The 1,757-nt window shown below is 49.0% G+C and carries 2 protein-coding genes; both read right to left on the minus strand.

Going from position 1 to position 1,757, the window contains the following annotated elements:
* The coding region (locus tag L1D11_RS22400) for a transposase zinc-binding domain-containing protein (RefSeq protein ID WP_239862819.1) at window positions 1-643 on the minus strand (643 nt) is incomplete at its 3' end.
* Complete coding sequence (locus tag L1D11_RS22405) at window positions 640-1,527, minus strand: site-specific integrase (protein WP_239862821.1); 888 nt, start codon at window positions 1,525-1,527, stop codon at window positions 640-642. The genes L1D11_RS22400 and L1D11_RS22405, both read right to left, overlap by 4 nt.
* Between the last annotated feature and the right edge of the window lie 230 nt (window positions 1,528-1,757).

Below are 1,757 nucleotides of genomic sequence, written 5' to 3' on the forward strand. Positions count from 1 at the left end.
CCCATTGTTTGGGTATGCCACTTGGCAGCCACAACGTTGGATGTTGATTCATGGCCTCTAACATTCTTGCCCGCCAGACTTTGGCCAAAGCTAACGCGTTAAAAAGGTAATGCTTGTTGCCTTTGTGCCACGTTTGTCTGGATGGGTCGTAACTGCCTGCTGCCACAATAATGTGCAGGTGTGGGTGCAAGTTTCGTTGTCGGCTGTGGGTATGCAGCACAGCAGTAAACCCAAGTTCACCTTGCAGCTGGCGGTTGGCAAAATCTTTTAAAACCCCCGATGCCACCTTAAACATACCGTTATATGTCGCTTTAGGCTGATGCCTTGCTAGCACTCTCAATTGATACGGTAAAGTGAAGGTCACCATGAAGTAGTGAATAGGTAACCGTTTTTGTTGCTGACGCTGAAGCCAATCAGCGGTGGTGCGTTGTTGGCATTGAGGGCAGTGACGATGACCACAAGAAAGGGGCAATCGGTCATCATGATGGCAGTGGCTGCAAAACCATTGTGACCGACCTTGTTGCTCTGTTTTGCAACGGAGCATCGCACCAATGGCGCGATGCATATCGCCATTTATCTGCGCAGGATGGTGACGTTTAAGTGCAGGGTGGTGTTGGCGGAGCAGTTCAATAAAAGTACTCATTTTATGCTCCCTGTTAAATCCAATGCATCGGTTAATTGGTTGACGGCCATCGCCGCATCACGCTGCTTTATTTGGGTCATTCGGGTGTAACGGGCGGTGGTATTAAGACTGGCGTGACCCAGCAGCGTTTGCAGTGAACGCAGGTCGAGCCCTTGCTCAAGTAAATGTGTCGCAAAGCAGTGTCTCAGTGAATGAGGGCTTGCCCGTTTCTGGATGCCACACTCTTTGAGCACAAGCTTCATGGCYTTTTGGATGCCGCCTCTGTCCATGGGCGCATCGCAACCTTGACCAAGGCCAGGGAAAAGTAATTGAGGGTGCTTATGAGTGAGCCAATGTGCGCGAAGGGCATTGAGCGTTCGCATCGGAAGCGGCACCATTCGGTCTTTCCCGCCTTTTCCTTCCCGTATATGAACGCACATTGTTTGGTTGTCGATATCGTGAACCGTAAGATTTAATCCCTCACTGAGTCGTAACCCCATGCTGTACAGAGTAAGAAAAAACACCTGATAACGTGCCTGTCGAGTGTAAGTAATCAGAGAACTGACTTGCTGTGGTGTGAGTATGTCGGGCAGTCGTTTCACTTGTGGCGGCTTGACGATATTGAGCCACTCCCACTGTTTATCGAGCGTATAGCGATAGAAGAACTGTAAGCCGTTACGGTCGAGTTTAATGGTGCTCCACGAGTGAGTTTGAATAAGAGATGCGAAGAACTGTTTGAGGTCGGCCGTGGTTAATGTATCAGGRRCCCGATCGAAATGAGCGGTGATCCGACGAACCGCACGAGAATAGGCATCAATGGTCGCAGGTCGTTTACCTTGCAGCTTAAGGTTGGTAAGGTGTTGTTCATAAAGAATGTTGTAGCGTTCTAAGTCGGTGGAATTCATAAGTTACTCCTGTTAACGACCATCAGGGTGATGGTGTGATAAGAGTATGACTTGTGCTGTCTTTATTCTGCCGCGCAGCGGCTTCGTTCAACAAACTGTTTAAGAGTGATTCGCAACGCGTGGCATTTTTACTATGCGTTGGTTTTGGTGTTTAAGGTGGTATGGGCGGCATTTGTATTGCGTTGCTCACACCTCAACAGGGCATTATAACACAAGCGGTATTACACCAT

The organism is Vibrio sp. Isolate32, assembly GCF_022397955.1.
Taxonomy (GTDB): domain Bacteria; phylum Pseudomonadota; class Gammaproteobacteria; order Enterobacterales; family Vibrionaceae; genus Vibrio.